At 63.5% G+C, this 24857-nt stretch carries 28 protein-coding genes; 4 read left to right on the top strand and 24 right to left on the bottom strand.

Annotated features, from left to right (window positions below; translation table 11 throughout):
* Window positions 1-35: 35 nt before the first annotated feature.
* From tnpB to I6F37_RS17525, 16 genes are all read right to left on the bottom strand, one after another.
* A complete protein-coding gene (gene tnpB / locus I6F37_RS17450) occupies window positions 36-383 on the bottom strand; it encodes an IS66 family insertion sequence element accessory protein TnpB (RefSeq protein WP_035701064.1) in 348 nt (115 codons plus the stop codon).
* On the bottom strand, window positions 380-781 hold the full coding sequence (locus I6F37_RS17455; protein ID WP_225152161.1) for a transposase: 402 nt from the start codon (window positions 779-781) through the stop codon (window positions 380-382). Before I6F37_RS17455 ends, tnpB begins: the two co-directional genes overlap by 4 nt.
* 245 nt (window positions 782-1026) lie before the next feature.
* Window positions 1027-1491, bottom strand: a complete 465-nt coding sequence (locus I6F37_RS17460; RefSeq protein ID WP_225152163.1) for a CopG family transcriptional regulator — start codon at window positions 1489-1491, stop codon at window positions 1027-1029.
* Between the two features lie 7 nt (window positions 1492-1498).
* Window positions 1499-3481, bottom strand: coding sequence for a conjugal transfer protein TraG (locus I6F37_RS17465; protein ID WP_225152165.1), 1983 nt, complete (start codon window positions 3479-3481; stop codon window positions 1499-1501).
* 41 nt (window positions 3482-3522) lie between these two features.
* Window positions 3523-5262: a VirD2 family relaxase/mobilization nuclease gene (locus I6F37_RS17470; RefSeq protein WP_225152167.1), complete on the bottom strand. Its 1740-nt coding sequence runs from the start codon at window positions 5260-5262 to the stop codon at window positions 3523-3525.
* A gap of 468 nt (window positions 5263-5730) precedes the next feature.
* A complete protein-coding gene (locus I6F37_RS17475) occupies window positions 5731-6639 on the bottom strand; it encodes a lytic transglycosylase domain-containing protein (protein WP_225152169.1) in 909 nt (302 codons plus the stop codon).
* Window positions 6640-6643: 4 nt separating this feature from the next.
* On the bottom strand, window positions 6644-6979 hold the full coding sequence (locus I6F37_RS17480) for a DUF736 domain-containing protein (RefSeq protein WP_097669224.1): 336 nt from the start codon (window positions 6977-6979) through the stop codon (window positions 6644-6646).
* Window positions 6980-7013: 34 nt separating this feature from the next.
* A complete protein-coding gene (locus I6F37_RS17485) occupies window positions 7014-7559 on the bottom strand; it encodes a S26 family signal peptidase (protein WP_225152171.1) in 546 nt (181 codons plus the stop codon).
* Window positions 7556-8074, bottom strand: coding sequence for a DUF2840 domain-containing protein (locus I6F37_RS17490; RefSeq protein ID WP_036046883.1), 519 nt, complete (start codon window positions 8072-8074; stop codon window positions 7556-7558). The genes I6F37_RS17485 and I6F37_RS17490 overlap by 4 nt, the downstream gene beginning before the upstream one ends.
* Window positions 8071-8325 (bottom strand): hypothetical protein, encoded by a 255-nt coding sequence (locus I6F37_RS17495; RefSeq protein WP_036046882.1) that lies wholly within the window; start codon window positions 8323-8325, stop codon window positions 8071-8073. Before I6F37_RS17495 ends, I6F37_RS17490 begins: the two co-directional genes overlap by 4 nt.
* Window positions 8322-8825 (bottom strand): ParA family partition ATPase, encoded by a 504-nt coding sequence (gene parA, locus I6F37_RS17500; protein WP_081494005.1) that lies wholly within the window; start codon window positions 8823-8825, stop codon window positions 8322-8324. The genes I6F37_RS17495 and parA overlap by 4 nt, the downstream gene beginning before the upstream one ends.
* Window positions 8822-9937: a replication initiator protein A gene (locus I6F37_RS17505; protein WP_225152173.1), complete on the bottom strand. Its 1116-nt coding sequence runs from the start codon at window positions 9935-9937 to the stop codon at window positions 8822-8824. Before I6F37_RS17505 ends, parA begins: the two co-directional genes overlap by 4 nt.
* Window positions 9938-9950: 13 nt before the next feature.
* Window positions 9951-10202 carry an AlpA family transcriptional regulator gene (locus I6F37_RS17510; RefSeq protein WP_225152175.1) on the bottom strand — a complete coding sequence of 84 codons (252 nt, stop codon included), beginning with the start codon at window positions 10200-10202 and terminating at the stop codon, window positions 9951-9953.
* 196 nt (window positions 10203-10398) lie between these two features.
* Window positions 10399-11064 carry a DUF2285 domain-containing protein gene (locus I6F37_RS17515; RefSeq protein WP_225152226.1) on the bottom strand — a complete coding sequence of 222 codons (666 nt, stop codon included), beginning with the start codon at window positions 11062-11064 and terminating at the stop codon, window positions 10399-10401.
* Window positions 10976-11185: a DUF6499 domain-containing protein gene (locus I6F37_RS17520; RefSeq protein WP_081493989.1), complete on the bottom strand. Its 210-nt coding sequence runs from the start codon at window positions 11183-11185 to the stop codon at window positions 10976-10978. Before I6F37_RS17520 ends, I6F37_RS17515 begins: the two co-directional genes overlap by 89 nt.
* A gap of 112 nt (window positions 11186-11297) precedes the next feature.
* Window positions 11298-11561, bottom strand: coding sequence for a hypothetical protein (locus tag I6F37_RS17525; protein WP_036046503.1), 264 nt, complete (start codon window positions 11559-11561; stop codon window positions 11298-11300).
* A 219-nt stretch (window positions 11562-11780) separates the two neighbouring features.
* On the opposite strand from I6F37_RS17525, the gene I6F37_RS17530 reads away from it, so the two are divergent.
* Both I6F37_RS17530 and I6F37_RS17535 read left to right on the top strand, forming a co-directional pair.
* A complete protein-coding gene (locus I6F37_RS17530) occupies window positions 11781-12014 on the top strand; it encodes a helix-turn-helix domain-containing protein (protein ID WP_036046501.1) in 234 nt (77 codons plus the stop codon).
* A gap of 164 nt (window positions 12015-12178) precedes the next feature.
* Entirely contained in the window at window positions 12179-12595 is a 417-nt protein-coding gene (locus I6F37_RS17535) for a hypothetical protein (protein ID WP_036046498.1), read from the top strand.
* Between the two features lie 107 nt (window positions 12596-12702).
* Here the strand turns inward: I6F37_RS17535 and I6F37_RS17540 are convergent, their stop codons facing one another.
* From I6F37_RS17540 to I6F37_RS17550, 3 genes are all read right to left on the bottom strand, one after another.
* The gene (locus I6F37_RS17540) at window positions 12703-13029 is read right to left on the bottom strand and encodes a DUF736 domain-containing protein (RefSeq protein ID WP_036046495.1); all 327 of its coding nucleotides are present in this window, start codon (window positions 13027-13029) and stop codon (window positions 12703-12705) included.
* 211 nt (window positions 13030-13240) lie between these two features.
* Window positions 13241-13855: a hypothetical protein gene (locus tag I6F37_RS17545; RefSeq protein WP_036046493.1), complete on the bottom strand. Its 615-nt coding sequence runs from the start codon at window positions 13853-13855 to the stop codon at window positions 13241-13243.
* A gap of 265 nt (window positions 13856-14120) precedes the next feature.
* On the bottom strand, window positions 14121-14327 hold the full coding sequence (locus tag I6F37_RS17550; RefSeq protein WP_036046514.1) for a cold-shock protein: 207 nt from the start codon (window positions 14325-14327) through the stop codon (window positions 14121-14123).
* A gap of 453 nt (window positions 14328-14780) precedes the next feature.
* On the opposite strand from I6F37_RS17550, the gene I6F37_RS17555 reads away from it, so the two are divergent.
* Window positions 14781-15527 (top strand): bifunctional 2-polyprenyl-6-hydroxyphenol methylase/3-demethylubiquinol 3-O-methyltransferase UbiG, encoded by a 747-nt coding sequence (locus tag I6F37_RS17555; RefSeq protein WP_036046490.1) that lies wholly within the window; start codon window positions 14781-14783, stop codon window positions 15525-15527.
* Between the two features lie 54 nt (window positions 15528-15581).
* Here the strand turns inward: I6F37_RS17555 and I6F37_RS17560 are convergent, their stop codons facing one another.
* On the bottom strand, window positions 15582-16022 hold the full coding sequence (locus tag I6F37_RS17560; RefSeq protein WP_036046512.1) for a hypothetical protein: 441 nt from the start codon (window positions 16020-16022) through the stop codon (window positions 15582-15584).
* Between the two features lie 152 nt (window positions 16023-16174).
* Window positions 16175-16339: a hypothetical protein gene (locus I6F37_RS17565; RefSeq protein WP_193375114.1), complete on the bottom strand. Its 165-nt coding sequence runs from the start codon at window positions 16337-16339 to the stop codon at window positions 16175-16177.
* A gap of 393 nt (window positions 16340-16732) precedes the next feature.
* Between I6F37_RS17565 and I6F37_RS17570 the strand changes: the two genes are divergently transcribed.
* Window positions 16733-18004 carry a HEPN/Toprim-associated domain-containing protein gene (locus tag I6F37_RS17570; RefSeq protein ID WP_063710716.1) on the top strand — a complete coding sequence of 424 codons (1272 nt, stop codon included), beginning with the start codon at window positions 16733-16735 and terminating at the stop codon, window positions 18002-18004.
* Between the two features lie 13 nt (window positions 18005-18017).
* On the opposite strand, the gene I6F37_RS17575 is transcribed toward I6F37_RS17570, so the two are convergent.
* The 3 genes from I6F37_RS17575 to I6F37_RS17585 form a co-directional block, all read right to left on the bottom strand.
* Window positions 18018-18947 carry a DUF2493 domain-containing protein gene (locus tag I6F37_RS17575; RefSeq protein ID WP_036046488.1) on the bottom strand — a complete coding sequence of 310 codons (930 nt, stop codon included), beginning with the start codon at window positions 18945-18947 and terminating at the stop codon, window positions 18018-18020.
* A 324-nt stretch (window positions 18948-19271) separates the two neighbouring features.
* On the bottom strand, window positions 19272-20333 hold the full coding sequence (locus tag I6F37_RS17580) for a toprim domain-containing protein (protein WP_036046485.1): 1062 nt from the start codon (window positions 20331-20333) through the stop codon (window positions 19272-19274).
* On the bottom strand, window positions 20333-24664 hold the full coding sequence (locus tag I6F37_RS17585) for a bifunctional class I SAM-dependent methyltransferase/DEAD/DEAH box helicase (protein WP_225152176.1): 4332 nt from the start codon (window positions 24662-24664) through the stop codon (window positions 20333-20335). Before I6F37_RS17585 ends, I6F37_RS17580 begins: the two co-directional genes overlap by 1 nt.
* Between the last annotated feature and the right edge of the window lie 193 nt (window positions 24665-24857).

Consider the following 24857-nt stretch of genomic DNA (forward strand, 5'->3'; position numbering starts at 1 on the left):
AATCAGATCGAGCATCAGATTCAAACCCAAAACGATTATCCGACCCGCGTCGGGCGCTGGGTTTCTTGCGGATTGCGCCAATCGATCCCGGACAGCAGGTAGCTCAACTGCGCCAGCGAGATCGTTACCGCTTCACCGGCAACCGATGGCCAGATAAACTTTCCTCTCTCGAGTTTTTTTGTGAACAAGCAGGCTCCCTGACCATCGTGCCAGATCACCTTCACAAGATCGCTGCGGCGACCACGGAAGACAAACAAATGACCGCTAAGCGGTTCTTTGTGCAGCACCTCCTGCACTTGGAGGGCCAGCGATGGAAAGCCTCTGCGCATATCCGTGTAGCCTGTAGCCAGCCACACTCGCACATTCCCTGGTACAGAAATCATCGGCGTCCAAGCACATCGAGGACCCGCGCCAACGCCTCCGGATCGACGTGCGCATCCACCCGGATGCACCGTCGGTTGCCGAGATCGATCTCTATCAATCCAGTACGCGCAGCTGCCGCCGAACGAACTCGGCCATCAACCGTAGGCAAAAGCTTCGGAGTTTCTTCAGCCGAGGCTGCTACGGCGGCGATCTGCACCGGCGTAAAAGATGGTGCAACTTGTTCCGATCTCCGTGCTTGGCGACGCCAGGTAAACACCAGGCTGGCCGCTACTCCGTTGCGCCGCGCAACCTCAGTTACCTTCGCGCCCGGTGCCAGCGTCTCCTCGACAATCCGTGCCTTGTCGTCCTGCGACCAACGCCGCCGCCGCTCGAGCCCGCCCAAAACCTCGACCCGCATCGCCTGATGACCTTAAAGCTAGACTTAAGGTCACACGCTTCGCGAATTACCACCCGTCACGCAAGACGGTCCTCGTCGGAGGCGTACCCAGGGTCTCATGTTCATGCAGCATTTCGTCCGTCACGCGGTTGCGCTAGGGAATGAATTCGAGCCGCTGCGCGATGGCCCTCGCCGTGGAAATAACCCTTTCTACAAGCGCAACAATCTGCCGACGCTTATGTGGACGTAGCACAGCAGGCTCTTTGCTATTTACCCTCCGATCCCACTTGTTTCGGGCCGAGAGAAGATTGAACGGCACCTGCGTCGTCCGAAATTTCTTGTCGCAGCTTCGGCCCTTGACTCAGTCGGCGCCCGAGCGCCGCGACGAAATTGTCGTAGCGCGCACCCGCCTGCGCCCGCGCCGCCTTTGCAGCTGGTTCGGGGAGAGGCGGTGTCGTTGTGAGCCAGAAGCGGATGAAGAGAGCGATGGTCTCGACCGAAATTCCAACATCCCGCTCAAGTCGCGCGATCCGGCGGTCGATTTGGTCGAGTCGCTTGGCAATAGCGGCCTCCCGCCGCTCGTCAGCGTCCGGCGACAGAAAGGAAGCAATCGCGGCTTCGGCGATGAGCGACAGCGATTGCTCGCGCCGGGCGGCATAGGCCGACAGCGCCTTCATGACTTCAGGATCGAGATAGACCGACATCTGAGCTTTCTTCTTTGTTCCGCTCATGCCTGCCTCACAAGCCGAGATCGTCGCCGGGATCGAGCGAGGCCTGGCGCGCCACGCCCTGCATCATGTGGCTCGTGCGCCTGATCCGCGGGGCGGCTTCATCGAACTCGTCGGCGAGGTCAGACGCGAACTCGTTGTCGACCGACTCCTTCTTGTCCACCATCTCTTGGTCCAGTTCCGGCTGCCGCCGACGGTCGGCAGTCTTGGGATCTTCGTCATCCGCCTGGTCGTCCGTCGGCGCCTGTAGTGCCAATGGTCGCGGCGGCAGAGGCCGTGAGCTCCAATCGTCTGGCCGCCTGTTGTTGGCCTTGGTCAGCGCCGGCGGCGCCAGAATGCGCTCCTGCAAGCGCGCGTCCTCGTAATAGCGCGCCTTCTTGGCCCTTATAGGATGGAGGCCCGACATCATGACGATCTCATCCGATGGCGGCAGTTGCATCATCTCGCCGGGCGTCAGCAGCGGACGGGCGGTCTCCGACCGCGACACCATCAGGTGGCCGAGCCAAGGTGCCAGCCGGCTGCCAGCGTAGTTCTTCATCGCCTTCATCTCGGTCGCCATGCCGAGGGCATCGCTTACTCGCTTCGCGGTTCGCTCGTCGTTGGTTGCGAAGCTGACCCGGACGTGACAGTTGTCGAGGATCGAGTTGTTGGGCCCATAGGCTTTTTCGATTTGGTTCAGGGACTGGGCGATCAGGAAGCTCTTAATGCCGTAACCAGCCATGAAGGCCAGTGCTGACTCGAAGAAGTCGAGCCGGCCGAGCGCCGGGAATTCGTCGAGCATCAGGAGGAGACGGCGCCGGCCAGCCTTGGCCTGCAGATCCTCGGTCAAGCGGCGGCCGATCTGGTTGAGGATCAGCCGGATCAGCGGCTTGGTGCGGTTGATGTCCGATGGCGGCACGACGAGGTAAAGTGTGGTCGCTCGCTCTCCGCCGACGATGTCGGTGATCCGCCAGTCGCAGCGCCGTGTCACCTCCGCCACCACCGGATCGCGGTAGAGGCCCAGGAAGGACATCGCGGTGCTCAAGACACCGGAGCGTTCGTTGCCGGATTTGTTCAGCAGCTCTCGCGCGGCGGACGCGACGACGGGATGAACACCGGCCTCGCCGAGATGCGCGGTCCGCATCATCGCGGCGAGCGTCGTCTCGATTGGGCGCTTGGGATCGGACAGAAAGGCCGCGACGCCGGCGAGCGTCTTGTCTTCCTCGGCATAGAGGACGTGGAGGATCGCGCCGACCAGCAGGGCATGACTGGTCTTCTCCCAATGGTTCCTCTTCTCGAGGCTACCCTCGGGGTCGACCAGGATGTCGGCAATGTTCTGGACGTCGCGCACCTCCCACTCGCCGCGGCGGACCTCGAGCAGCGGGTTATAGGCCGATGACTTCGCATTGGTTGGATCGAACAGAAGGACACGGCCGTGTCGGTCGCGGAAACCGGCGGTGAGCTGCCAGTTCTCCCCCTTGATGTCGTGGACGATAGCCGAGCCCGGCCACGTCAAGAGCGAAGGGATGACGAGGCCGACGCCCTTGCCCGATCGCGTGGGTGCGAAGCACAGGACATGCTCCGGTCCATCATGGCGAAGATAGGTGCGCTCGAACCGGCCGAGCACCACGCCGTCGGGTCCAAGCAATCCAGCCTGCTCGATCTCCTTTGCCTTCGCCCACCGCGCGGACCCATAAGTCTCGGCATTCTTCGCTTCGCGGGCGCGCCAGACCGACATACCGATCGCGACCGCCGCAGCGATGATGCCGCCGGATGCCGCGATGAAGGCGCCCTCGGTGAAGATTGAGGGCGCGTAAGCATCGTAGGCATACCACCACCAGAAGAAGGCAGGCGGAAGGTAGAACGGAAAATGGAGCAGCTCGAACCAGGGCTGCCCGAGCTGCGGCTGAAAGCCGAGGCGCCAAGCCGTCCATTCCGTTGCGGCCCAGATCGTGAGCAGGACGATGCCGAAGACCATGATGACCTGCCCCCAAAGAATCTTGGTCGCCGACATGGCGGCCGCCCTCTCCTGACGTCGGTGATTGGAAGGATCACTCACAAGCCGAGCCCCCGGTTGCGCCCAAAACCCCAATCGATGCCGCCATCCGCGCGCGCGACGCCAGAGACATGCCGGCCGAGCTGTTTATCGAGTGAGGGCGTCCAAGGCACGAGCTGGAAGCCGAGACCGTCGTCGATCATGGCGAAGCGGCCGGAGGCGAGCGCGAAGCGCTGCCGATAGGTGCCTGCCACATACTCGCCGCTAGCCGACGGGTTGAACGGCTGACCGGTCTCGGCGGCGAGCTGCTTGCCGAGATCCTCTAACTCCCGACGGCGCAGCGTGCCGATAAGGTTTTTCGCGAACACCAGTCCACGCGCCTGGCGTTCGGCGAGCCCCTGCCCGATGAGCTGCTCGGCCCGCCGTTCCATAGCGTCGCGGACCTCGGCGCCGAAGCCGCCCTGGCCAAGCGCCACAGGGTCGCGCGCGACGGCCTGCCGATCGAGCCATGTCGCGCCGCTCGCGGTCACCTGCGCTTCGATCGAGAGATCGGAGCGGACGGCAAGCGCCACGCGACGCTGCCCTCTTGCGTCATCGAATTTGCGAAGCTCGACGATTGAGCCTGGCGCGCTGTCGCCGGCAGCGTCGAGGTCGGGCAGCCGGATGTGGTGGGTGCGGCCGTCGACCCCGTCGACCACGGCATAGGCGGTCGCCTTGAGCTCGTCGTCGAGACCGCGGTCAACGAGACGCCCGATGACGGGGACGTCAAGATTTTCGCCTGATAACACGTAACTCGCGCTCCCGCGCTCGATGCCGCGTTCGGTCAAGCTGCGGTGGATACGCTTGATGATGTCGCCGCGTTCGCCGAGCTCGCGCAAGGTCGTTTCGGCGGCCTCGTCCATGGACCATTGGCCGGGCCCGAGTTGATGAGCGAGGCCAAGACTTTCCAAGTGTCGCAGCCGGCCAACCTTCAACGCATGGAATTGATCGGGCTGCTGCTCGGGACGCGGCGCAAGGTCGATAACACCGTGCTGGTTTGCATCGCGAACAAGCTGGCGATCGAGCTGGGTCCAGCGCTCGGCATCGACTTGGTGCTCGAGCGAGCGACGAATGTCGAGATCGGAGCGCAGTCCAAGTTCCTGGGTGACCAGGTCCTGGGCGCGGGCGCGCATCCCTTCCTTGATGTAGTCGCGGGAGATGACGAGGTCTTGGCCGTCCTCTGCGACGCCGCGCACGATGATGTGGACGTGGGGGTGCTGGGTGTTCCAGTGATCGACCCCCACCCAGTCGAGCTTGGTACCCAGATCCACTTCCATCTGGCCGACCAATTCGCGGGCGAAACCCTTGAGGTCGGCCATGTCAGGCGCGTCTTCTGGCGAGACGATGAAGCGGAAATGGTGGCGGTCATCCTGACATCGCTCGGCGAAGGCCTTGGGATCGGCATCCTCCGTGTCCGGGCCGAACAGGTGGGCCTTCTCCCCGTCCCGAGTGACGCCCTCCCGCCGGAGATAACCGAGATGCGCGGCGAGCGGCGCCGATTTCCCTCTATGCCGGACAACGCGCGTCTTGATCGTCACCAGGCGCGAGCGGCCGGTGAGCAGACGGTTTGCCCGCACGCTGGCGAGGCGGCCGCGGCCGAAGCGCGAATGACGGCGGCTCACGAGATGGCCGGCCCGCGAAATGCCTCCGCCGGCGCGCTGAGCGGCCGCAAGCGCCTGGGCGATGAACGGCTTGGCGCGTTGGGCCCTGGAAGAGCGGATGCGGCCTGGCCAGGGCTGAAATTCGTTCTCTTCAGCCATTGCCAGCCTCGGCAATGTGCGAAATGCAGAATCCGTGCAATGAGTTGATAGTGGGGCGCACGTTGCGTGCCGACGCCACACATTGCCGGATCAGCAAAAAAACGAAGCAACAACAACCGACCGACCGAGCCGCACATTCCGGCCTTTTATCTCGCCATCGTCCGGTCGGTACTTGCGGAAGTCCCAACTGTTTGCGAGCGTTTGCGATAGCGATCGTTACCCGAAGGGCCGAGACACCCCTAGGGTGGCTCGGTGAGGAGCGAAGCGACGAGTAGAGCGCGGGCCGAAGGCATCGCCCGCATGACCGTGTTGCAGCGTTTCGAATGCAAACCGAATGTCCGTCACGGGGCGCCAGCGAACCTGGAAACTGACGGCTGATATCACGAGCTGCCCGATGTGCAGCCGCCGCAACAAGAGTGCGTGCAGACGTACCGCGATCCGCGCATTGACGTTGAAGATGCCGTGCAGTCATTGCGATCGCCCCGTGGCCGAGAGCGCGACGAACAGGCCCTCCGACTGGGGCGCTATCGCAGAGAGATCGTGCACGGGAACGGCAGCCGATCTGTCGAGCACTGGCCGACCGAATGCTGCCTGGGCGGCGGACGACGGACCGTCAACGTGGCCGAAAAACAGCGGCGCCCGCGTCCAGGATGAACGAGAAGCGGCCGCGAGGAGAAGAGGCCCTGGTGCCCCCTCCGCATCGACAGAAGGGACGATGGCCGCGACATAGGCTGTCGTCTCGGCGGGCAGTGGACGGTGTCTATCGCGAAACTCCTCGTAGCGGCCCGGACCTGCATTATAGGCCGCGAGAAAGCCCGGCGAGCCGTAGCGGTCGTGCAGTTCGCGAAGGAAGGCGGCGCCGGCGAGGATGTTGTCACGGGGATCGAAGGGATCGCGCCCGAGACCATAGCGCGCGCGCATGTCCGCCCAGGTCTTGGGCATGAGTTGCATCAGGCCGAGTGCGCCTTTGGGTGAGACGGCACGCCGATCGCCATTGCTCTCGACCCGCATGACGGCTCGTATCCATGCAGCCGGAATGCCAAAGCGCTGCGCGGCCTCTGCCACATGAGATGCGTAGTGATCGCTCGCCGGTTGACTTCGTGCCGGTGCTCTCTGCCCGGACACTGCTGCCGTTGGCCCGCCAATCACCAGCAGGCCGGTAAGGAGGAGAACGGCAAGGCTCGCCCTGTCTCCGCCATCATGGCGAGGCGTCTTGCTGCCTACCGGCGGTGCGCACGGACCACCGGTTTGACCGCCGCTGTGCGCGGCGGCCGGCCGACGCTTGCGCGGACCGGAGGGACGAGACGGCTTTGCCGCGAGCAAACGGATGGAGCTTCGATACGCCTTGTCGGTAGCACGCGTGACGGGACCCTGCATGCAATCAGTCCCGCTCGGCGCGTTGGGGCAGACGATTCCAGTTCAGCGTCCAGGCCGATTTGTCCTCGCCCGACTGGAAGAGATTGGCGCGGATCGGCCGCGGCAGCGCCGGGTCGTCGATGACGAGCGAAACGTATTCGCCGGCCTTCTCGCCGGTACGCTTCCAGCCTGCCCCGATCTCCGGGCCGTCGGCATCGCCGAGGCGGATGCGGTAGTCCGGCGCGTTCTCGGCATCCGAGGATTCGGCCGGGACGAGGGTGAGAATCCGCTCGAAGAACAGCGTCTCAACGCGTCCGGTGAAGCCGGACTTATCGCGGGTGAACTGGCCGATTTGTGCCATGGGAAAGCTCCTGGTTGGCGGGTTGAGAGGCGAGTCAATGGGTGGCGGCGCGCCAGACGAAACGGCCGTCGCCGGCCTCATTGGTCCAAAGCGGGACTGCGCGCGCGACGATCGAAGTAACGGGAAGCGCGCCGAAATAGCGGCCGTCCAGGCTGTCCGGGACGTTCGGGTTCATGAGAAATACCTCGCCCGGCTCGAGGGTATGGCAACCGCTCCAACACGGCAGCGGACGGCCGCGATGATCGTGGTCGTGTGCGGCGCCGACATCGACATGATCGACGGAAACGGTGTCGCCTGACCGGCAAACAGTCTGCCCGGGCAGCGCCATCACACGCTTCAGCAGCGGCACACCCTTGGGAAGAAAGCCGCCATCGGCAAGGAAGCTCGCGATCGGCTCCGGCAGCCGTACCGCGACCAGTTCGAGGGCGTGCAGTTCTTCAACCGGATGCAGCACGTAGAGTCCTATCGGCGTGCTCGCGGTAGCGTTCCAGATCAGCCGCGGCGCAGGATGAATGAGGGCCAGGGCGCCAGCGACCAGCGCCGCAAGGTAGGTCAACATGAGATAGCCGAAGGGGGTCATGGCGTGACGCTCCGGCGCTTGAGCCAGGCGACATGCTGCTCGCGCGTGTAGGCGCGCGGCACATGGTCGGCAGCGAGACGGTTGTGGAGATGCCGCCAGTATTCGGGCGCAGCGTCAGCCGGGTCGATGGAGAGCGCCTCAATGGCGTCGATTGCTTGCAACACGCGCTCGACCTTCGGCCAGCTATCAACGCGCAGCAGGATTTCGCCGCCGGGGCGGACAAATGGTAGCGTCTGATAGCGCTGCCCGGCCTCCACCGCGCGCACGATGTCCATGCGCGATACAACGGTGCCGTAGTCATTCGACGCCCAACGCACAAAACCGAAGACGCTGCCAGGCGTAAAGCTCGATACACTGCGGCGGCGGTCAAGGATCTTTTCCTCCGCGCGACGGCCGAAGCGGAGCCAGTGCTCGACCCGCTTCTCGATCCAGGTCAGCTCGACCTGGGTGAGCGCGATACCGCGTCGATGCGAGGTCGGCACGGCACGCGGCGGCAAGGCCTCGTTGTCATTCATGACGGCTCTCCGGCGTCAGTGGGGAACTCTCGCGCCAGCACTTCGCGCAGCATGTCGGCAACGGTCACGCCGCGCTGGAACGCGGCGACCTTGATACGGCCGCGCAGCGCCGGCGTGACGTCGATGGTCAGGCGCGCGGTGAATGCGGCTACGTCATTCACGCTGCGTGGCGGTACATCGCTGGCCTTGATCCAACTTTCGGCATCGCCGGGACGCGAGGCGAAGCCGCGTTTGGTGGAGCGCTCGCTCATGGCGCGAACCTCGCAACTTCTGCCGCGAGCGCGGCGATCTCGCGGGCAATGATCGTGCGCGCACCGCAGCGGTTGAGCACAAAGCGAGCGGCAAGCTGCGGCCGGTAGATGCGCGCCTCGCGCAGCAGAGCGAGCGTCTCGGCCGAGGCCCAGCCGTCAAAAGGCGAGGGCTGCACGGGGATGAGCACCAGATCAGCTGCCAGCAGCGCCGAACGCATCAATCCAGCGACGCGCGGCGGTCCGTCAATGACGACATGATCGGCGGTGCGTGCGATCTCCGGCGCCTCGCGGTGGAGGGTATCGCGCGCGAGGCCAACGACGCCGAACAGCCGTGCGACGTTCTCCCGCGCGCGCTGCTGCGACCAATCCAATGCCGAGCCCTGGGGATCGGCATCAATCAGCGTCACGCTCTTTCCGCGCAGCGCCCACTCACCGGCAAGATGCAGGGCGAGCGTGGTCTTGCCGACACCGCCCTTCTGGTTGAGCACGGCGACGATCATCGCTTGCCTCCCGTCTTGCGACCTGGAAGCGGCAGAGATGGTTGGGCTGGGTCCTTGGTTGGTGGCTCAGCGCGAGCGTCGTCTTCATCCGCAGGACGTACGGGCCCACTACAACAGTTAGATTCTAAGTTAGACTCTAAGTTAAGGCCGGGAATCGCGGTTTCCGGCCAAAGCGTTAGTTGCGGTTCACGCGTGCGAAGTCCCGATAGGGCTGCGTGCGGAATCCCGATATGGTTTGCGTGCGAAGTCCCGAGCGCTTCCACAGCGCCGTCCACAGGGGCAGTGGATAGTTCGGCCGGAACAATGCGCAGCAATTCGCGACGCGCTTCACGCTCGATGCGCAAGCGGTAGCCGGGAAGCGGCTGACGCGCGGCGATGCGCCGGATCTGCAGCGCAAAATCAGAGACACGCACCAGACTGCCCGACTTCGCATAGAGGTGTGCGACCTCGAACCGCCATCCTCTTGGCTGGCGGCCGGCATGCTTACGCGCGACGCGATAGAGCCAGCGCTCGATCCCGCCGGTCAGGCTGAAATAGGCCGGATCAATCGTGAGAACGAGCGAGCGATCGATGACGCCGCGATAGAACCAGTCGGGGAGGACAAATTCCATGCCTTCCACGCGGCCGTCGCGCCGCGCGCATTCTTCCCATTCGTTGATCCAGGAGAACTGGTGGCGCCGCCAATGCTCGCCCTGCCGGATACTGGTGCGGATCACGGTCGCCTGCAGGCGCGTCAATGCTCCCTTCAAGAGCTTGTAGTCGCGGGCCCCGGTCTGCCGGCCGACGGCGGTCAGAAGCTGGTAAGGTGTGAAGCGCAGGAAACGTGAAGTCTTCAGGCCAACGTTCTCAGCCTCGACAATCTGGCTGGCCGCCCAAATCAGCACGTCGGCATCCCAAATGGTCGCCATCCCGTGCTCGGGAACCGCATAAACCTCGACGCAGATGTCGCCTGCCTCATAAAGGATCGGCGTCGTGCGCTTGGCCTTGGCGAGCGAAAAGAATGGGCGCTCCATCAGGTCGCGCTGATCGCGCGGACTGGCATCGCCGGTAGCGACAACGAACGGGTCGAGCTTGCTTCGCTCGCTGGGTGTGATGAGGCGACGCGACGACATGGTGGGCGTTGCCTCAGCGATGCGCGTTGCTGGCGGCGCGGGCCTCGAGATAGCGAGGATCCGACGTGGAGCTGCAGGCGGCCTGATCGGCCCAGGCTTCGAGATCGCCGATGGCGTAGACAACGCGGCCGCCGAGCTTGCGAAAGGTCGGGCCATTGCCATGGCAGCGGTATTTTTCGAGCGTGCGCGGCGAGATGCCGAGGAGGCGCGCGGCCTCGGGGGTGCGCACGTAGCGGGTGGCGAGTTGCGCGGGCCTATCGAGCATGGGAGATCTCCGTCTTGCCTCGAAGCGCCGCGGCCAAGTCGCGGCATGTCCGGGCCAAGGTGGCGGAGAGTTCAGGCGTTGGGGGTGGACGAAAATCTACGTGCGTTTGTGTCCCCCACATTCGCAACCGGGCGAAGCCAGGCGTTGCCACGAGGCGCGGATTAACTCATCGGGGCGGATGGCTTGATGTGGCCGATCACAGGCCGCGTAGAAGTTTCAGATAACCACGCTCGACCAAGGCGATCGAATCATGAATGAGGCGGTTCGCCTTACGGCGGGCATGCGAATCCTTCCACTCGACCGAACGACGGTGCGCGTGGTCGGAGGCCAGCACCTTCGCCGCCACGTCTCGCGGGCCGCCACCCAGATCGTGAACGTCGAAGGCGTGAAGAAGCTGTGTCAGTCGCCGTTTCTGAAACGACGTCAGCCGCAGCGCCGCCGGCAGAAGACCAGTGCGCTGGCCAGCAAGGCGGCGGGCCAAGTGCAGCGCCACGTCGGCGCGCAGTTCGCCCATGCTGTCGAGCGGCACAAGCACGGCGGGGTGGCGCATGGCCTGCTCGTCGCGCAACCGGACATGGAGCTCGCCCGAGCCGTCGGAGACAACTAGCTCGCGACCGTCAGCATCCGTCTGCTCAACGGTCGCCAGTCCGAAAGACTTGCGATCAATCGGATGAACGGTCTCAAACTCCGGCGGGGCGGACTGGAGGATCAGTGTTCCCGGTGAAGCCTCGGGCAGCCAAATGGTTGGTTCGAGCCCAACCGGAGAGGCGGGGTCATGGGCGACACCGCAACCTCCATCGACGTGCGAAACTCGTTCTGATGGTTTCGGGATCAGCGCCGTCGCGCGGGATCTGGCGCTCAGTACGGGCGAAGTCGCGGCGGTAGTCAGCGTTGCGGCGAAGGAATTCGAGGGCAAAACCCGGACGCTCAAGGCGATTCAGGCGTTCGATGGTCTCCGGCGAGCGCCAATACTGGGTCGGCATGGTCTGTCTTCTCGTCTCTGTGCCCCATGACACGATCCGAAAAGACAGCACGAGAGACTAGACCCTGAGGTTGCATCACGCGAGATCGCAATTTGCGTGACAGGGGCGCAGTTCACTGCATCCGGGGTTGCAAAAGATCCTGATATCCGGCTTCCGACATCCATCGCGCACGGGCGAGATGGCTGTCATGGACGAGTCTGGCACGATCCGGTTCGCGCGCGGGGTCGAGGCCGAAGATCACACTGACCACCTCACGCCAGTCGGCGCCCTCCTCTTCGGCCATCAACAACCGAACGTAGATTGCAAGATGTTTCTCGTCATAGGCGTTGACGCGATCGGTTATTGGCGGCCAGTCTTGGAATGGCGCGTCGTTCATTGCAATTGCCCCTCAGCATCGATGCAGCGATTAGAATTCATCTAAAGCAAGCTGGGAAATCGTCGCACGCGATTTGTGCCGTGATGCGCAAATCGCATCGCGGCGCTCCCCGGAAGTGGCAAACTCGGCCCAAACCAGACGATATGAATAGCACGGCTGAGCACGAATCGGAACGATCGTTCCTGGAACGATCGTTCCGATGTGAGTTCCCTTATCGCCATGGATCTCAAGGAGGTCATGGCGATCAATTTGCGTCGGATACGCCATAAGAAGGAGATGACGCAGGAAGAGTTGGCCGATGGTGCCGGGCTAAGTGTCCGTTACGTCGGCGCAATTGAACGCGCCGATGTGTCGGCCAGCGTAACCGTGCTCGGCCGAATCGCGGAGGCGCTAGGGGTCGAAGCAACCGATCTGATCAAACGAACGGCGGTTCATCCTCATCGCGCTCGATGATGTGACGAATTTGTGCTCCATCGCAGCCTTGGCACGTTATGAATCAACTCGGCATTCCGTCACGCATAAGTTGATAGGCGACCTAACGTAAATCTGGTCTGTCTCCAGAGACGCATACCTGTCCAGGGATGGAAGGGCGTGCTGAGTGAGATGGAGTGGGCTTTATGACCCTGTACGAGCACTTGCCAGCCGACATCCGCGAAGTCGTGGACGCTTACGTCGGGGACCTCAGGCCCCAACCTTGGCGGATTCGCTTCCTCTTGCTGATTGATCTCCTTCAAGAGAAGTTGGAGAGCGGACCCTCCGCTGAGCATTGGCGTCTACTTCAGCAATGGACTGGCATAGTGACGGCAGTCTTGGAACACTTGCCGCCTGACAGTTCGGTCGGCGAATGTTTGGGGTTGATGAGCATCAGCTTCAACGACCAATGGCGCGCTCAGGCGCTCGGCCAGATCGAGCGCGATCCTACGGTGCTGGATCGCTTGGTCGCAATCTGCCCCGACTGGGGAGACATCGTCGAAACCGTATTGGAGGCCAATCAAAGACGGCCGATCAAGGCGGGGCAGGCTCGCGCTCGCTGATCGGAATCGATCCGGCATGTGCGCCGGCTCGCCAAGCTCTGCACGGCCAGCTCTTGAGCTTAGCGATGCCTCGCCCGGACCAGCCGGGCGAGGCATTGCGGATCGGATCAGTCGCTGTTCCGACGGTTGGGACGAGACCAGATCAAGCTGAAGCCCTCGCCCTCTTCATCGGCGAAGAGGTTCGCGAAGATCGGTGCGGTGAAGCTCGGATCGTCGAGCTTGAGGCCGAGATAGTCGCGGCCCTCGTTGGAGCGCTTGGACCAGGCGGCCCCGATCTCAACCCGGCCGACATAGATCCGGTGGCTTGGGGCGTTGTCACCCGAGCGGCTGGTTTCGGGGACGATGCGGACGTTCCTGGCCTGCAGCGAGAGGGTGACGATTTCGCCGTTGAACTCGTTGTTGCCGGTCTTCTTGAAGGTGCCGATGGTCGCCATGGTAGTTCTCCTTGATCTCTGTTTCCGAGCCCGCACCTTGCGGCCTCGATGGTGATCGACAGGCCGGAGGCGATCGACGGCGCACCCCGAAGGGCCGAAGCGTCAGCGGAGGATGGCAGCCAGGCGACTTTCTTGTATCGCGAGGAATGACGGCGCAGCCGGCAGGGGAAGAAAGTCGATCGGCGCCATTGCGCCATAGGCGGTCGAGGCGTCAGCCGTCCTTCGGCCAGATCAATCCATCGAAGAGGCCGTTTGGTGCGCTCGGTCCGAACAGAGCTGACATCAAGGAGAACGTGGCGATCTGCGAGTCCACTGAAAGAGTTGCCGCAACCGAATGCAATGGTGATGAGCTCTCTTTATTGTAGGTGGACGGATCTCCGCTTCCACGATAGCGCGTCGACAGCACACCACATTCACGAGAGAGGCTGGCCGTATCTGTGATCCGTCGCCGTTTGGTCGATGCGGCATACGAACCGCCACGAAACTGCCACTCTGCGATGATCGGTCGAGGCTCGACGCTTGGGCCGCTCTGAGTGTAGCTCAAGGACAAGAATCGCGAGCACGCTGCATGCCTGATCCGCCCTTTCAATGTGACGTATCGACCGTCGCCAGGCCCTTCCTCGGACGGCGCAGAGGTCACGACATACGAGCCGCGCAGCCCACGGAGGATCTCGTGCAGGACGATGCCCGTTAAGAGCTCGAGGAAGAAGAGAATCAGATGAGCGACAATAGCACCCTCGAAGACAGAACCGTCGAAGCGATACGGCACTATCGCGAGGCCCTCGCCGTGGTCGACGGCCTGGAGCGAAAAGAACGTTCTGCGCATCGAGCGCAGACCAGGATACTGCCTGAATTGGGGCGCGCCTTACGCAGCCAAGACCCGCGGTGTCTTAAGAATAGCATCAAGATCGGCTTGGCAGCTTTCTGGCGGCATGGCGAAGCCGGGGCCAACCTAACCGAGGCGACCGCACGTTTGGATTCAGCCCGCGCGACTTTGGCCGCCCTAGAGCGCCAACTGGGATATCTTCCAAAGGTCTCAAAAGCACGAGATTCAGGCTAGCTCAAAGTCTGCCAGGACGTCGCGCTCCGCCTCATCCTACGCGGAGATTTTCTGCGGCTTGTTCGCCGCTGCGGTTCGTCACCAGCTCGTAGCTGACCTTCGCGCCTTCAACGAGCGAGGTATAGCCGGCCTTCTCTACCGCAGAGATGTGCACGAAAACATCTTTGCCACCATCATCCGGCGCAATGAATCCATAGCCTTTCGTCGGGTTGAACCACTTAACAGGCCCTAACGCCACGTTATTTGCTCCAAAAAGGAAAAACACGTTCACATCTAAATCAATCAACGATCCGGTCGCAAGTCTCCGCGCGAATAGTAGCTTGAAGGGATCCGTTGTCTCGCCCGGTCGCAGGTCTTGCACAGAGGAAATAAAATGCCCGACGTGATGGTCGTACAAGCACCTTGAAATGGGCCGACATTCAAGAACGACGACGCGAAGGTCACATTTTCTTCGAAAACCGCGTGCTAAGTGTTGCCTGGTTGTCGCGGCCGGATGTACGCCGTGGCATCACGGGAGCCCCGGCCTTCATGCCGGGGTTTTTCGTTTTTGGCGCGAGAAGCCCGCCGATTCAAGATGCCTTTTGCGCAGCTGATTTGAGTAGGATCATGACGCGTCGTAGACTGCGACAATTCTGCTTGGATCTGCAGGAACTGTCCGGGACAGAGCGAAAAGCCGAATAGCAGGCCAGACATGGCGCAGAATATTTACGACAATCCCGATTTCTTCGCTGGCTACAGCCAGTTGCCCCGGCAGGTGCATGGACTGGACGGCGCTCCTGAATGGCCCGCGATCCGGGCTATGCTGCCCGATCTGGGCGGGAAACGTGTCGTCGATCTGGGATGTGGCTTCGGCTGGGCCTCGCGCTGGATGCGCGAGCAGGGCGCGGCCTCGGTCCTGGGTCTGGATCTGTCGCAGAACATGATCGAGCGTGCCAAGGCGGACACAGCGGATAGCGCCGTCGAGTATCGCATCGCCGATCTCGACACGCTGGACCTACCTGAGACGGCTTTCGACCTCGCCTACAGCGCACTGACCTTTCACTATGTTCAGGATTTTGGCCGCCTCGTGCGCGTGATCCGCAAGGCGCTGGTTCCTGACGGGCATTTCGTCTTTACAATTGAGCATCCGATCTTCATGGCCGCGGCACATCCGCACTGGATTTCCGATGAGGAGGGCCGCAAAACCTGGCCGGTCAATCGATATTCCGTCGAGGGTGAACGTCGGACGGACTGGTTCGCCAAGGACGTCCTGAAATACCACAGGACGCTTGGCACGACCCTGAACACGCTGATCAGCGCGGGCTTTCAAATTCGGCGGGTCGAGGAGTTTGCCCCGACACGCGAGCAGATCCAGCAGATGCCTCAATTGGCCGAAGAATTGGAGCGTCCCATGATGCTGATAGTGTCTGCGTCCACATCGATTGCCGGTAGTGCTTAGAAGCCGTCGTAATACCCGGTCTGACTAGGTCTTGCCGGGCGTCCAGCACTGATGTCAGCCTCGCGCCACGCGTTGTCTTGCTGGTTCGTCTAAGGCCATCCCGGTGAAGCGAACCAGGGCCGTGATGCTGACGGCAACAGCCCCGACGACCGCGAAAACCATCTGCCACGCGGGTGAAGATATCCCCATCTGGACGATTCCGTGCGTCGCGCTGTAACCGGCGAAGGTAGCAGGCGCGACATAGATGAGGATGATCGAGAGTCGAAGCCAAGTTCGTTGCACCAAGGCGAGCGCGAGTTGGCCAATGCCAATGGTCACACCGCCCGCCATGAGCCCTGCTGCTGCGCCACCGAGCACTCCGGCGCCGGTGTGGAAGGCCCAGGTGCCGATCGTCAGGCCAACGAAGAAGGGCAGTGCGAAGACAGCGAGCGTGAACAGCAGCCAGCAGAAAAAGCCGATGCCAACTAGGATAAGCAGTGGTCCAAAGATGATCATGGTGGTGGTCTCCGTGAGATAAAGGTCTGACGGTCGCGCCTTCCACCACCACCACGGCGCAACCGACAGCATAACCAAAAACGGCGGCGACGGGGAGCGGAAATCCGAAAGAACCTCCGCTCACCCAGCCAGCGATCTGCAGCGCACCTTCGTCATTGGAAGGGATCGAATTCGTAAATCACGTCGGCCGGATCGCCGTCGTATTCGGTGGCCGGCATGACGCCGTATCCGCCCATGCCGGTGCGGAAGATAACGACGCAGACCATGAGGGTGGTGGCGAGATTCCATGCGTTGGCGAAGGCAAGGCTTTGAGACATCTGTCCGGCTCCTGTTCTGAGGCGGGGACCATCCCCTCGCGACAGGCGCCCGATGAATCCGGCCGTAGGCCGCAATCACCGCGCAGGCGAAGACGAAGCGGCGGCACGCTTCAGCGTAAGCCGACCCCTTGCGGGTTGATGGCGTCAGGCCTGCGGCTGGATCAAGGATCAGCGCCGAGCCAGCGGGGCGGTGCCCACCAGACAGTCGCGTGGTTGTCAGGGCTGCGTGGCTCTCGGCTGGAACGTCGTTGCCGTCACGGTGCGGTGGCTGATCGGCTAGAATGGATTGTGAGTCGATGTGCGGTTGGGGGGGCCGACGTGGCGGAGTTCGAAGGGCCGCCACCGTTCGCCGATCGCACCACCATGCTGGACATTGGCCTGTAGGAGCGATGGATGGGAAGTTACTGCGAAATCTATTTCGACCGAACCGAGGTCTGTGGCGCAAAGTCCGTCGTTCCCGATCATTTCTGCGCGCTCTTCCAGGAAAGCGACCGAGCCATCAGGCCGTCGGTCGATGAAGAGGAGGAAAGTTCCAACGTCGTCTACGAGGCGCCCCGAGCGGTCGTCTTGTCCCGCCTGGATCTCTTGGGCTGCACAGCCGCTACGGCACGTGAACGGCTGGAGGCTTGGCTCGTTACAACGCGCGAGATCTGGGAGGAATACTGCGCCGATGGCGGTTGGGCAGAGGAAACGGCTGCCGCACTGCACTCATTCTCTGTCGAGGATTGGTATCGGCGGGCGCCCGATGTGCTCGCGACCATGTACACGCGCGAGGACGCGACGGACGAGATCGATCGCCGGATGCGTGATCGCGACGGCGAGGGCTGGCTTTGGTTCGATGGCTATGGATCCTTGATGAGCCTCCGGGCTTTGTTGGATGCCTGCGTTGGCGTGCGGTACGTCTCTCTCGACATCACGGCGCTGATCGGCGGCGGTTGGATCGAGTCGGGCGCCAGCATTTGCGATGACAAGAGAGCTTCTGCTCCCCTTGATCCCCGTCCGCTAGCAACAGCGGTCATCCTTGCCGAGGGCAGTACGGACATTCGGATATTACAACACTCGCTCATGGCGCTGTTTCCAGAGCGGAAAGATTACTTCTCGTTCTTCAACCATGCTGAGCTGAGCGTGGATGGCGGCGCCGCTTATCTTGTGAAATTTCTCAAGGCATTTGCGGCAGCGCGGGCGCCGTTGCGCCTCGTCGCCGTTTTCGACAACGACACAACTGGACGTCAGGCGTATCGGCAGGCCAGCGCCTTGGGGCTGCCGGACAACATGATCGTGGTCGTGCTCCCGGACACAGAGCTTGCGCGTCAGTATCCGACTTTCGGCCCTCAAGGAGAGCATGTCGTCGACGTCAACGGCAAAGCCGCAAGCATCGAGCTTTACCTCGGCCAAGCGGCTTTGACGAAGGATGGCGCGCTACGGCGGGTACGCTGGAGCGGCTACAATGCCGCCGCCGATGCCTATCAAGGCGAGATCGAGGGAAAAGCCGAGGTAGAGGCTGCATTCCTCCGCGCCGTGGCGAATTGTTCAAATCCGGCCGAGGCACGGATGGAGTTTCCGGAGTTGGCTGAAGTGTGGACCACGATCTTTCGTGCCGTCGAGAAGGCGGGGGAGGAAGCGGAGCGAAAGTTGCACGATCGCGTCGTTCAAGTCGGGCAGTAGAAATTTGCGGCGCTCACGCGCCGCCGAATTTCCAGACCGGGATGCCGAGCTTCTTGGCCTTGTCAGCGAGGTTGTCCTGGATCCCGGTGCCGGGGAAGTGCATCACCCCGATGGGTAGCGTCTCCAGCATCGCATCGTTGCGTTTGAACGGAGCGGCCTTGGCATGCTTCGTCCAGTCAGGCCTGAAGGCGATTTGCGAGACCTTGCGGTTGTCGGCCCATTTGGCGGCGATCAGCTCGGCGCCCTTGGGCGATCCGCCGTGCAGCAGCACCATGTCCGGATGCTTGGCGTGGACCTGATCGAGCTTGGCCCATACTAGCCGGTGATCGTTGAACTCGAGACCGCCGGTCAGCGCGACCTTTGGGCCGAGCGGCAGGAGCACCTGGTTACTCGCGCGCTTCTTTGCGGCGAGGAAATCGCGGCTGTCAATCATCGCGGCGGTCAGATTGCGGTGGTTGACCTTCGACCCGTTGCGCGGCCGCCAACTCGAGTGGGTGTGGCGTTCGAACTCCTCGGCGGCGTGGTCGCGCATCAGCTCGAAGGCGCCTCGTCGCTCGATCAGCGTCTGCCCTTCCGCCGTCAGTCGTTCCAGCTCGACGCATTTGATCTCGCTGCCGTCCTGCTCCCGCTGCGAGCGTTGCTGCGCCAGCTCGTTGTCGTCGAGCTCACGCTCGATCCTGTCGGTGGCGCGATGGAAGACGTTCACCATTGACCAGAGCAAGTCTTCGAGGTCGGGCTCGAGACGGCTATCGGACAGCGCCACCACGAGACCATCGAAGATGTCGGCGACGCTGCCGGCGAGGATGTGCGCTTCGGGAAGCGGCCGCGGATCAGGCTCGTCCTGGAACGCACGGTAGCCATAGAGCTGGAGTTCCTGGAGGACCTGGTCGGTCGGGGATGAGCTGTGGTGCGGCTCGAAATCATCGTCGTGGTCGGTGGTCATTGCGGCTTTCCTCGCCGGGATCGACCGCGCCCATCGCGGCCTTCATGGCGACGAAGGCGGCAGGCCGAACGGACTTGCACCCGCAGCGAAGCGAAGGGCCGAAGCGGAGCGGAGGACCGAAGGGGGCCGACTATTTTGCCTCGCGATGTAAAGGCGGCTCTCCCGCCGACGGAAAATAGTCGCCCACGAGGTTGCCGGTCCGGGCCGCTTGCCGCCCGATCGCCCTCTTAAGAAGGCCGTGGGGCGGTCCTCTCCGGCGCCGAGGGAAGCATGGCCACCGGCCTCGCGGTAACGAAGCGGCCGCGGCACCCCTCCCCGTTCCGGCTATGCCGCCAGCTCTATAAAGCGCGCGACGTCCTGCGCCGCGATCTGCACGCGGCTCGCGGCCCGAAGGGCTTCAAATCCGAGCAGGCGAAGATCCTCGTTGAAGTCGCCGAGCCGTGGCGAGATCACGATTGCTTCGATCCCGACCTCCTGCGCCCGATCGATCAAGGTCGCCATGGCGCCGCTACCTGCGGGATCGTCGTCGCGAGCGATGTAGAGCCGGCGGAGAGTGTCCGGGAAGAGGATGGCGGAGAGATGCGCCGCCGAGAGGGCCGCGACCATCGGCATGGCCGGCAGGACGCTGCGGAGCGACAGCATCGTCTCGATGCCCTCGCCGGCCGCCATGACGTCACCAGCTACGCCAAATCGAACAGCGTGACCAAGCAGGTCGCCCATCGCCCGTTTCGGCGTGTCGATCAACGCCTTGCCGAGCGTCGTCTCGCTGAAGCCTCCGGGGTCAAGCCAGGTGCGATGCGCGCCGGTCAGATGGCCGTTCAGATCGGTGACGGCGGCGATCATTGCCGGCCAGGTCTCGGTCGGGCTGTGGTCATCGGGCCGGTAGTAGCAACGTGGGTGAAAACGCAGACAGCCGGTTTCGTGCAAAGCCGTAATACCGCGATTGCGGAGATACGTTTCTGCCAGTGTGCCTGTGATCGACCGCGACATGCCGAAGAGCCGCCGCGCCGCCTCTGGCGATCCGAGGGGCACGGGCGAATTTCGCGACCGGCGGTGATTTGGCTCGGGCTCCTGTTCTGAACGCGGCAAACTCAGAAAGCGTCGGGCCTCATTGGCGACATCGCGAAAGTTCGTAAAACCGCAGCTCTCGCGGATCACGTCGAGGAGATCGCCATGTTCGGCCGACGCGGCATCAGTCCATTTGCCCGCGGGTCCCTTAATCGATTCCTCGAGCCGCACGAACATCGAGCGACCAGGCGTATTACGGACGTCGCCCACCATCCAGTAGCGGCCCTGGCGCCGCCCATTGGACAAATAATGGCGGCACACCGCCTCCGCGTCACGCGCGAGACGGCGGGCCAGTTCGGATACGTCGTCGCGGGCCATCAGGCGGCCTCCCGCTCATTGACGCGCGCGAGCGGATAGTGGTCGAGCACTTTTGCCAACACCGAGGCACCGGTCTCGTCTGTCGGCACGAACATGCGCAGCTTCCACAAGATGATCTCGCTGAAGAGGCCGTAGGCGCGCAACCGGTCACGCATCGTATCGGTGAAGCCGGACAGCTCGATGCGATGGGCGCCCATCACGCGGACACGACGGAGCTGCAGATCCTCGGCGAGGTTAAGGACGGTGCGCCCCTCCATCAGCGCCGAGAAAGCCTCGTGTGGGGTCAAGCTGCAGGTCGCTGTCGGGCAAGCGTTCGCCGCCCAGGCCGGCGAGACCCTGCGACCGATGATGCGCTCGCCCTCGTCGGTCTGAAGTCGATAGACCCGGGTCGACTCGTTCGGGAGCCGCTTCCAGATGGGCAGCAGCAGACCAGCGACGATGTGGAGGGTGCTCTCGGCGAACTCAGGGATCTCGACGACTTCGGCGTTCCAGGCTGCGGCGAACGTCTCGCGATCTGCAGGCTGCCAGTGGCTTTCGTCCATCACCTTCATCGAAGCATGATGCTGCTCCATGGGGCGGATCAGCCGGACGCGGCGTTCGATCTCGCCGTCATCGAGCATGAAGCTCGGCGCCGGAAACTGCACGGCGGCACGCCCCGAGCGCTCGTTGACCAGCAGCACAGCCCGAGCTTCGGCGAGATAATCGAGTGCATGATCCAGCGTCATTGGACGGTTGCGCCGGCGTTCCGTGATCGTGAGCAGCCGGGTTTCCGCGCCGGTCGCGGGGTGCGTGTAGATCGGGTGCCGATCGGTGACGACGAAGCTGTCAGCCTGCAGAGTCTCCAGGCCGACGTCATAGACGCCGCTGGCAATGGCGCCCTCGACCTTGGCGTTCAGCAACTGCTCGAAGGCCGTGAACAGTAGGCCTTGCAGGTCGATGGTGAGCGCGAGCAGCCGGTTCAGGAACGTCGTGATCGGCGGCAGCTCGTCCTTGATGCCGTTTTCGTCCACGAGAATCAAACCCGTGGCGTCCTCGAAGGTCTGGAGCGAGCAGCCTTCGACCTTCCCGCGCGCGAGCAGCAGGTAGAGCTGGCGCAGCGCATCGCGGGCGTAGTGGCTCTCAAGATTGTCCTCGGGCCGAAACAGGCCTTGGCCGCCGGTCTGGCGCTGGCCGCGCGTGATGGCACCGAGCGTGTCGAGCCGGCGGGCAATGGTCGAGAGGAAGCGCTTCTCCGCCTTGACGTCGGTCGCAATGGGGCGGAACAGAGGTGGCTGCGCCTGGTTGGTGCGGTTGGTTCGACCGAGGCCCTGGATCGCGGCATCGGCCTTCCAACCCGGCTCGAGCAAATAATGGACGCGAAGCCGGCGATTCCGCGCCGAGAGCTCGGCGTGGTAGCTACGGCCCGTGCCGCCAGCCTCCGAGAAGACAAGTACCCGCTTCAAATCATCCATGAACGCAGCGGTCTCTGCGAGATTGGCGGAGGCCGAACGGTTCTCCACGGCAAGGCGGTCACCCCGGCGCACCACGCGCCGCGAACGTCCGGTCACTTCCGCCACGAGGTCCGTGCCAAAACGCTGCACGATCTGGTCGAGCGCGCCGGGAACGGGCGGGAGCGAAGCGAGCCGCTCGATCAACTCATTGCGGCGGGCGACGGCTTCGCGGCTCTCGACCGGCTGGCCGTCACGGAAGACAGGCCGGGATGAGAGATTGCCGTCGCTGTCAGTGAAGGGCTCATAGAGCTGCACAGGGAAGGAATGGGCGAGGTAATGCAGCACGTACTCGCGCGGCGTGATGTCCACGCGCACGTCATTCCATTCCTCAGGTGAAATTTCGGCGAGCCGCCGCTCCATCAGCGCCTCGCCCGTTGACACGATCTGGATCACGGCGGCATGGCCGTCGGCGAGGTCTCGCCCGATGGAGCGGACCAGGGTCGGCGTCTTCATGCTGGTGAGCAGATGGCCGAAGAAGCGCTGCTTGGCGGACTCGAAGGCTGAGCGCGCGGCCGACTTGGCCTGACGGTTGAGCGTGCCGGTCTCGCCGGTGATGTTGGCGGCCTGCATCGCCGCGTCGAGATGATTGTGAATGATGGCGAACGCACCGGCGTAGGCGTCATAGATGCGCCGCTGCTCGTCGGTGAGCTGGTGCTCGACCAGTTCATATTCGACGCCGTCGTAAGAAAGCGAGCGGGCGGTGTAGAGGCCGAGGGAGCGAAGATCGCGGGAGAGCACCTCCATAGCCGCGACGCCGCCCTCCTCGATCGCCTCGACGAATTCAGCCCGGGTGGCGAACGGAAAATCCTCGCCGCCCCAGAGCCCGAGGCGCTGGGCATAGGCCAGATTGTGGACCGTGGTGGCACCAGTCGCTGAGACATAGACGATGCGGGCATTCGGCAGCGCATGCTGAAGGCGCAAGCCCGCACGACCCTGCTGCGAGGGCGCGACATCGCCCCGCTCGCCCTTGCCGCCACCGGCATTCTGCATGGCATGGCTCTCGTCGAAAATGATGACGCCGTCGAAGTCGGAGCCCAACCATTGAACGATCTGCCGGACGCGCGAAAGCTTCTCGCCGCGGTCGTCGGACCGCAGCGTAGCGTAGGTTAAAAATAGGATGCCTTCAGCCAACCGGATCTCGTGCCCTTGCGGGAAGCGCGACAGCGGCGTGACCAAGAGACGCTCCATGCCGAGGGCCGACCAGTCGCGCTGCGCATCCTCGAGCAGCTTGTCGGACTTCGAGATCCAGACCGCCTTGCGCCGGCCCTGCAGCCAGTTGTCCAGAATAATGCCGGCGGACTGGCGGCCCTTGCCGGTGCCGGTCCCGTCGCCGAGCATAAAACCTCGACGGAAGCGGACAGTATTCGGCGCATCATCGGGGGCGGCGGTGACGAGGTCGAAGGTCTCGTCTACGGTCCAGGTGCCGCCGAGATAGTTGGCATGCGCCTCGCCGGCATAGATGACCGTCTCAAGTTGGGCGTCTGAGAGGACGCCGCCGCTGATGAGGCTGGCCGGCAGCCGGGGCCTGTAACTCGGCTTCGGCGGCGCGACCGAGGCCATCGCGGCCGACTGCACAAGCTTCGTCGGGTGCGCCTGCGCGCCGGGGATCCGGATCGATTGGAGACGGTATTCTTCGTAGATGGCGTCGCTGAGGCGTGCCCCCTCGGCCGGCGTCCAATCGAATGTCTCATAGGCGAGGTCGACGCCCTCGGGATCGGCGGCCGGTGCGTTGACCGACTGCGCGGCGGCCCGCGCGAGATAGCCGCGCACGGTGCGAGGTGCCGGCGACGCTGACATGGGACACGGCCCGGTTGATGCGACGCTCAGCCGAGGTGGAACGTGTTCGCCGATCCAGCGGAGCAGCGTCGCGGCATCGGGCGCCATTCCCGGCGATTCCGCGAACGCGTTTGGATCATCGGCCGGCTTCTTGTCGATGACGGTGAGGCGCGTCTCGATCGTGGTGCCGTGCTTGGCGTAGACAGCTCCGGCGATCGCGGCGGTGAACACCACCCGGCCGCGTTCCTGCAGGCGGGCGAAGGCCTCGCGCCAGGCGGAGGCTTCGGGTGAGAAGTTTGCGCCTGATATCGTGACCAGCCGGCCGCCATCGGCAAGACGCGCCAGGGCCGAGGCGATGTGACGGTAGGCAGCGTCGGCCATGCGGCCGGAAACGTTCGCCATCGCCGAGAACGGCGGGTTCATCAGCACGACGCTCGGGACGACGGCCGGATCGAGGTGATCGTCGATCTGGGCTGCGTCGAAGCGCGTGACGGAGCTGGCCGGAAAGAGGGAGGAGAGCAACATGGCTCGCGTCTCGGCCAGTTCGTTCAGCACGAGGGCGCCGCCCGCGATCTCGGCTAGGATGGCGAGCAGGCCGGTGCCAGCGGATGGCTCCAACACTCGATCCGCCGCCGTAATGGCGGCCGCGGTCAACGCGGCCAGGCCGAGCGAGATCGGGGTCGAGAATTGCTGGAAAGTCTCGCTCTCGGCAGAGCGACACGTGTGGGTGGGCAGAAGCTTCGCGATCTTGTCCAAGGCGGAAAGTCGTGAAGCCGGAGAAGCGGCTTTGCGGAACAGCGCCTTTCCGTGTTTGCGCAGGAATATGGCGCTGGCAGCTTCACAGGCATCGTAGGCCGTCTTCCAATCCCATGCGCCTGTCGCATCGGATGCGCCGAAGGCCGCTTCCATCGCGGAGCGTAGGATTGCGGCGTCGATGCGCCGACCATGCTCAAGATGTGGGAGAAGCTGCTGAGCCGCAGCGATGATGACGCTGACGCTTTCGGGAGCGCGCACAGGCGAGATCGGGGCGGCCTCGTCGGCCGCAATCGAGAAAAGGTGGTTCATGAGGGGAGCCTTAGGGAGAGCGGGAACGGGCGAGCCGATCGGCGCTCTCTCTGACCGCGCCGGCTCAAACCCGTTCCGGCCGCCCTCTCCCTCTCAGCATCAAGGCGGTGCCCGACATGAGGAACGGCGCCCCACCGGATGGCGGCGCGCCGCGCACAGAGCATTCGTCAGTATCGAAACTGCCAAGAATGCC

Source organism: Bradyrhizobium sp. NBAIM08, from assembly GCF_020193935.1.
In the GTDB taxonomy this organism is placed as follows: Bacteria; Pseudomonadota; Alphaproteobacteria; order Rhizobiales; family Xanthobacteraceae; genus Bradyrhizobium; species Bradyrhizobium yuanmingense.